The organism is Spirosoma oryzae, assembly GCF_003002825.1.
In the GTDB taxonomy this organism is placed as follows: Bacteria; Bacteroidota; Bacteroidia; order Cytophagales; family Spirosomataceae; genus Spirosoma; species Spirosoma oryzae.
Genome location: NZ_PVTE01000043.1, coordinates 25,411 through 33,187, shown reverse-complemented (window position 1 = coordinate 33,187; position 7,777 = coordinate 25,411). Strand labels below are relative to the sequence as shown.

The window sequence follows — 7,777 nt, the reverse complement described above, 5'->3', positions numbered from 1 at the left end:
TGGTCTCAGGGTGTTGAGTCAGGCAGTGGAGCGTTTTTATTTCATCAAACTAGGTTATGGACTCAATCCGAATTAAAACCCCTACAAGATTAGCCCTTTAGGGGGCGGGGGGTAGATTTTACTAGAACTTAACAGCCCGGCCTGACGGGGGAGAAGTTCCTGCGCGGATTTCACCCCCGTCAGGCCGGGCCGACGTTTCGGAGCTGAGGGGTAATATCGCCGGCACTGTTCCAGCTATAGTGCGTGTGTACATATTAGCGTAAATCGTAGATTGCCAGTAATTCTACGAAACCCTGACGCCCTTCATGCCTATCGTCTACCGTCTGCTGACCGTTCTGCTGCTGATCGGCGGGTACAGTCACGCCCAAACCACCATACCCATCGAAACCGCTGACTTCGCGGTCGTGCTGCAAACCGATAAGAGTAATTACCTGAACATGGTGTATTGCGGGAAAAAGCTGCCGCAATCCGCCGATTACGGAGGTATTGCCGACGGCTATCAGTTTCCCAGCGATAACAGTGGCAGTTACAACAACGCCTACACCCCCGCCGGTACCTGGAACCTGGTTGAACCGGCGATTCAGGTGACGCATCCCGACGGTAACCCATCACTGGACCTCAAATACGTGTCGCACCAGACGACCCGCCCCGACGCTAATTCAACCCTGACGACGGTCAAACTGGCCGATCCGGTGTATAAGCTGACGGTGACGCTGTTCTACAAAACCTGGCCAAAACTGAACGTTGTCGAGCAGTGGTCGGAGATTAGTAATGCCGAGAAGGGGCCGGTCGTGTTGCAGAAATACGCGTCGGCTAACCTGTTTTTTCCGAACAAGTCATTCTACCTGACCAGCTTTCAGGGAACGTACTTGAAAGAGATGCAGCCGATGGAAGAAAAGCTGCAACAGGGTCTGCGCACCATCGACACCAAGCTGGGAACGCGCGCCATGTTGCTCGGTACCCCCAACTTCATGGTCGCGTTCGACAAGCCGGCGCAGGAAAACAGTGGTATGGTCATGCTGGGGCAACTGGCCTGGAGCGGCAACTATAAACTCGATTTTGAAATCGATTCGTACCAGACGCTGCGGCTTATCGCGGGCATCAACCCGTACGCGTCGGCCTATACGCTGCCAACTGGTAAATCGTTTACGACGCCCTCGCTGATTTACAGTCTGTCGGATCAGGGTACTGGTCTGGCAAGTCGTCAGTTGCAGCGATGGGCCCGTGACTACCGTGTACTCGACGGCAATGGCAGCCGGCTGACGCTGCTCAACAACTGGGAGGCCACTTATTTCGACTTCGATGAACCCAAGCTCTCGTCGCTGATTGCCGATACCAAAAAGCTGGGCGTCGATATGTTTTTGCTGGATGATGGCTGGTTTGGTAATAAGTACCCGCGCAACAGCGACAATGCCGCTCTGGGCGACTGGCAGGAAAATAAAAAGAAACTGCCCAACGGTATCGGCTACCTGGTGAAAGAAGCCACCAAAGCGGGCGTCAAATTCGGAATCTGGATCGAGCCGGAGATGGTCAGTCCCAAAAGTGAACTATACGAAAAACACCTCGACTGGGTGATTCGCCAGCCCGACCGACCCGAGAAGTACTACCGCAATCAACTCGTACTGGACCTGTCCAATCCGCAGGTGCAGGATTTTGTCTTCGGCGTGGTTGATGGCCTGTTTACTAAAAATCCGGAGTTAGCATTCATCAAGTGGGATTGCAACGCCGTCATTTACAACGCGTATTCGGCCTGGCTCAACAAGCAGAAATTGCCCCAGTCGCATCTGTACGTCGAGTACGTACGCGGGCTGTACAAGGTGCTGGAACGTATCCGGGCCAAATACCCAAAAGTGCCGATGATGCTCTGCTCGGGTGGGGGCGGTCGTGGCGATTACGAGCTACTGAAATACTTCACCGAGTTCTGGCCCAGCGACGATACCGAGCCGGTCGAACGCATCTTTCAGCAGTGGAACTATTCGTATTTCTTCCCCGCCATCACCACCGACTGCCACGTCACTGACTGGGGGAAGCAACCGATCAAATTCCGCGTCGACGTGGCCAGTATGGGTAAACTCGGTTTCGACGTTGTCGTGAGTCACCTCAGCCCCAACGATCTGGCGTTCTGTCAGCAGGCTATCAAAAACTACAATGGCTTCAAAGACATCGTCTGGCACGGCGATCAGTACCGGCTGCTGAGCCCGCACGAAAACTCGGCCATGTCCGTGGCGTATGTCAGCGAAGACAAGGCAAAGGCGGTGATGTTTACGTACTTCCACGACAGCCGCGTGGTCGATACCAACACGAAACGACCCATCCCACTCGCTGGACTGGACCCCGCCAAACAGTACCAGGTCACGGAGATTAATCTGTATCCCGGCACAAAGTCGACGCTGGAAGATAGCAAAACGTACAGCGGAGCCTTCCTGATGAACGTCGGCCTGAACCCCGACGTCAGCGCCCGCCGAACCAGCGTTGTGCTGCAACTGACGCAAGTACCATAACTATCAACGGCAACCACATGTAGAGACGCAATCCTTTGCGTCTCACCGCCGGCAGGTTTTGCTACCGGACGATTATTGCTGACGCATGCTGAGACGCAAAGGCCGGGGTGCCGGAGCGATCGCGTCGCTACGAAAAGAAACCTATGATAACCATGAACCTATACAAACCAGTATTAACCGTATTGCTGACCGGCTTGACGGGGGCACTGCTACACGCCCAGTCTGCCACGTCGATTGGGTCACCGAATCAGGCCATTCGGCTAACCGTGCAAAACAGTCCATCGGGGGAGGTCACCTACCAGGTGCGCTACAAAAACAAACCGGTCATCGAGCCGTCGGGCGTGGGCATTAAGCTGAGTCGACCGCAGGTGACGCTAAACCGGTTTACGATTACGGCCATCGATTCGGCAAACGTAGACGATACGTGGAAACCGGTCTGGGGTGAAGAAATCCAGATTCGAAATCAGTACAACGAGCTGATCGTCAGCTTGCAGGATAAGGGCGGGTCGGGAATCGGCATGCGCCTGCACGTCAAGGTGTTCAACGACGGTGTGGGCTTCCGGTACGAATTTCCGAAGCAGGCCAAACTCGACCATTTTGTCGTGGCCGACGAACTAAGTCAGTTTCGTTTTGCCTCCGATCACCGTACGTTCTGGATGCCCGGCGACTACGATTCGAATGAGTACCTCTACAATTTTACCAAACTAAGCGAGGTCGACGCGACGGCGGCCCTGGCAAAGGAGAAAGACATTGCCCTACAGTCGCCAATCGGACCGAACGCCGTACAGACGCCCCTGCTGGCAAAGACTGCCGATGGATTGTACATCAGTCTGTACGAAGCTGCCGTACTAAACTACCCGGTCATGGCGCTGCAACTGGACAAGAAAACATTGACGCTGACCAGTCAGCTAACGCCCGATGCTGTCGGCAACAAGGCGTATCTGCAAACACCCGCGCAAACGCCCTGGCGCACGATTCTGGTCAGCGATAAAGCCACTGACTTACTGGCGTCGCGGATGATCCTGAACCTCAACGAGCCGTCGACCATCGCCGATCCATCGTGGATCAAACCGCAGAAATTCGTCGGTATGTGGTGGGAAATGCACGTCGGTAAAGCGAACTGGCCGCTGGCGGGTGGGAAGCACGGTGCCAACACGGCCAATGTGAAAAAGTACATCGACTTCGCAGCTAAATATGGCTTTGATGGTGTGCTGGTAGAAGGCTGGAACGTAGGCTGGGAAGACTGGTTCGGTAACTGGAAAGAAGAGGTGTTCGACTTCGTAACGCCCTACCCCGATTACAACATCGACTCGCTGACAACCTACGCGCAACGGAAAGGCGTTCGGCTGATTATGCACCACGAAACGTCGGGCTCAGTGACGAACTACGAACGACGCATGGACGCAGCCTTTCAGTACATGGTGAAGGAAGGCATCAACACCGTCAAGACGGGTTATGTGGGCCGGATTATTCCGCGTGGCGAACACCACGACGGACAGTGGATGGTCAACCATTTTCAGCGCGTCGCTGAGAAGGCAGCTCAATACAAGATCATGGTCGATTCGCACGAGTCGATTCACCCGACCGGGCTGCACCGCACCTATCCAAACTGGATGGCGAGTGAAGCAGCACGGGGTAGCGAATTCAACAACGCCCCGACGCTGGGCATCACTCCCGAGCACACGACCGTGCTGCCATTTACCCGTTTGCTGGGTGGACCGATGGATTTTACACCCGGCTTGTTTCGCATGCGGCTGAATCAGTTTGACAGCACCCGTACGACCCGTGTCCGCACGACGCTGGCCAAACAGCTGGCCTTGTACGTAACGCTCTACAGTCCGCTGCAAATGGCTGCTGACTTGCCCGAAAACTACGAGAAGCACCTCGACGCGTTTCAGTTTATCCGCGACGTCCCTGTCGATTGGGCACAGACCAATGTACTCGCTGCCGAACCCGGCGACTATGTGCTGATTGCCCGTCGGGATAAGCAGTCGCCGAACTGGTACGTTGGCGCGATCACCGACGAAGTCAGTCGTGATCTGCCGCTGAATCTGAGTTTTCTGGAGCCGGGAAAAACGTATGAAGCGACGATCTACCGCGACGCACCCACCGCCGACTGGGACAAAAATCCTGAAGCGTACGTAATCGAAAAGAAGACGGTAACGGCTAAAACAAAGCTAAACCTGCATTTGGCAAACGGGGGTGGCTGCGCTATTCAGTTCGTGCGGAAATAGGGGCGTTTTAAACACAGAGATAACGGAGTGTCAGCACAGAGCGAACGGAGTTTCTTCGGGCACTCGGTGCTGACACTTTTTCGGTTAGATGGGCTACCGGGATGGTTAAGTTGCGCGTCTCCCACAGCTTCCAGCAGTGGTTATTCTATCCACTGCTAGCCACAGCCTGAAGATACGAGACAGACAATCGATTACGGATGAAAATTTTGTCATGTAATGGCAAGTGCTGAACTTGTTGACTTGCACCACGCCGACTTGATCAATGTCCGACACCCGTAACTACCGACTTGTTTACCCCGATCCCCGCATGAATGAAGAAGAGCCGTCCGGCGGCTATGTCGAAGTGCATCTGTCCCATAATTCGCATGAGACCCAACTCAACATCGAAACGGCTGTCGTGTTAGCAAAACTTGGTTATCAAGTTCGGCTGTTGGCAATAGATGATAGTCAGGGAATGAAGAACCCAGACGCTTATTTGCTACGAGAACAGATCGTGATTGAATTCAAACATAATCAGCGGCCTACAGCCTCGGCTATCGACAATGAAATTCGGGATGCTCGTCGGCAGGCTGATTACGTAGTACTTGACATTCGGAGTAGTATCAGGAAAGGCGATTTATGTAGCGGTGTGATCAACCGCATGAAAGCTGCGCCAAACGTTAAAGAATTGTGGATTATCTGGCGGGGGGAGCTAGTTCGCTTAAAGCGGAAAGATATATTCAACGGAACGATGAGTCGTAAAATACAATGAGGTGATGCTAGTACCGGCCGGTTGCATCACCTCAAGGAACGGTCGAGGCTCTCACCCCAACCGTTACAAGTATATATAATTCAGATCGAAAAACTAAAAACTATATCAAAACTACGCCGTTTCCTTCTTCAGTTTATCGCGTAGCTGAAACAGCTCGTCGCGCAGGCGGGCGGCTTCGAGGAAGTCGAGTTCTTTGGCAGCCCGTTCCATCTTCGACTGGGTTTCGTTGATGACCTTTTCCAGATCGCCTTTTCCCATGTACGCTACTACCGGGTCGGCAGCAATGCGAATCTCTTCCGGCTCGACGTAAAAATGCTTTGCCTTCGAATCCGCTACTTTGGTCTGCCCCATGATTGCTTCGCGCGATTTCAATACCGTCGTTGGGACAATGCCATGATCCGTGTTGTACTCCATCTGAATTGCCCGACGCCGGTTGGTTTCGTCGATGGCTTTCTGCATTGAACCAGTGATCGTATCGGCGTACATAATTACCTTGCCGTTGGCGTTTCGCGCGGCCCGACCGATGGTCTGAATCAGCGACCGGATGTCGCGCAGGAACCCTTCCTTGTCAGCATCCATGATGGCGACTAACGACACTTCGGGTAAGTCGAGCCCTTCGCGCAGCAGGTTTACGCCCACCAACACGTCGAAGTTGCCCAGGCGCAGATCGCGCAGAATTTCGACCCGGTCGAGGGTTTTGACTTCGGAGTGAATGTAGCGGGTCTTGATACCCACGCGCTCCAGATACTTCGTCAGCTCCTCGGCCATGCGCTTGGTCAGCGTCGTGACCAGCACGCGCTCGTTTTTCTTGACCCGGCTGTCGATCGATTCGAGCAGGTCGTCAATCTGGTTCAGGCTGGGCCGCACGTCAATTTCGGGATCGAGTAGCCCCGTCGGCCGAATCAGCTGCTCGACGACAACGCCCTCACTTTTGCGCAGTTCATAATCGGCGGGTGTAGCCGACACGTAGATCGTCTGCCCCGATAAATCCTCGAACTCCTGAAACGTCAGCGGACGATTGTCCATCGCAGAGGGAAGCCGGAAGCCGTAGTCGACCAGCGCGGTTTTTCGGGAACGGTCGCCCCCCCACATGGCCCGGATTTGCGGAATCGTAACGTGGCTTTCGTCGATCACCAGCAGGTAATCGTCGGGGAAATAATCGAGCAGGCAGAACGGCCGCTGACCGGGCATACGTTTGTCGAAGTAGCGCGAATAGTTCTCGATACCCGAGCAGTAGCCCAGTTCACGCATCATCTCCAGATCGAACTCGGTCCGTTCCTGAATGCGCGTCGCTTCCTGTTCGCGAAACTCCGATTCGAAGTACCGCACCTGCGCGACCATATCGTCCTGAATCTGGTGAATGGCCCCGTTCAATGTATCGCGACCCGTGACGAACAGATTGGCCGGGAAGATCGTGACCAGGTTCTCGTCGGATATTTTCTTACCCGTCGACGGGTCGATGCGCTGAATCGTTTCAATCTCGTCGCCGAAGAAAATGACCCGGTAGGCAAAGTCGGCGTAGGCAACGTACAGATCGACCGTATCTCCCTTTACCCGAAAGTTGCCCCGTTGGAAATCACCTTCCGTCCGGCTGTAGAGAATGCTGACCAGCTGATGCAGAAAGTTGTTGCGGCTCATCTGCTCGCCCACACCGATCCGCACGACGTTGCGCTTGAATTCTTCCGGGTTACCCATGCCGTAAATGCACGACACCGAGGCTACTACGATCACGTCGCGCCGACCACTCATCAGAGCCGAGGTAGCCGCCAGACGAAGCTTGTCGATTTCCTCGTTGATGGCCAGGTCTTTCTCGATATAGGTGTTGGTCGTGGCGATATAGGCTTCCGGCTGGTAGTAGTCGTAGTACGAGATAAAGTACTCGACTGCGTTTTCAGGGAAGAACTGCTTGAACTCGCCGTAGAGCTGGGCGGCCAGCGTTTTGTTATGGCTAAGGACAAGCGTTGGCCGGTTGGTCTGCGCAATCAGGTTGGCGACAGAAAACGTTTTGCCTGACCCCGTTACGCCGAGTAACACTTGCGCCGGTTCGCCCTCCCGAACACCTTTCACCAACTGTTCGATGGCTTTGGGCTGATCGCCGGTAGGCTGAAATTCAGAGGTTAATTTAAAGTTCATTAGCTGCGTTTGTAATCTGGCTAAGATACTCAAAATGTCGCTCATGTCCAATACGCTTTCTGAACAAGCTTACTGGTAGGAAGAGCTGGAATTGTGACTATGCACGGCCTTGTTTTCTTACAACGCATTTCGACCAGCAACCGTTTTTTGACGACCGA

At 54.1% G+C, this 7,777-nt stretch carries 4 protein-coding genes; 3 read left to right on the top strand and 1 reads right to left on the bottom strand.

All coding sequences use genetic code 11. The features are described from left to right. The first annotated feature begins 305 nt into the window (after window positions 1-305). The 3 genes from CLV58_RS26620 (at window position 306) to CLV58_RS26610 (ending at window position 5,486) form a co-directional block, all read left to right on the top strand. Window positions 306-2,501, top strand: coding sequence for an alpha-galactosidase (locus CLV58_RS26620; protein WP_106140886.1), 2,196 nt, complete (start codon window positions 306-308; stop codon window positions 2,499-2,501). Window positions 2,502-2,653: 152 nt separating this feature from the next. Then, window positions 2,654-4,735, top strand: a complete 2,082-nt coding sequence (locus CLV58_RS26615) for a glycoside hydrolase family 97 protein (protein ID WP_106140885.1) — start codon at window positions 2,654-2,656, stop codon at window positions 4,733-4,735. Window positions 4,736-5,042: 307 nt separating this feature from the next. Continuing rightward, a complete protein-coding gene (locus CLV58_RS26610; protein WP_245882477.1) occupies window positions 5,043-5,486 on the top strand; it encodes a hypothetical protein in 444 nt (147 codons plus the stop codon). 111 nt (window positions 5,487-5,597) lie between these two features. Here the strand turns inward: CLV58_RS26610 and uvrB are convergent, their stop codons facing one another. After that, window positions 5,598-7,619: an excinuclease ABC subunit UvrB gene (uvrB, locus tag CLV58_RS26605; protein ID WP_106140883.1), complete on the bottom strand. Its 2,022-nt coding sequence runs from the start codon at window positions 7,617-7,619 to the stop codon at window positions 5,598-5,600. Window positions 7,620-7,777: the final 158 nt, after the last annotated feature.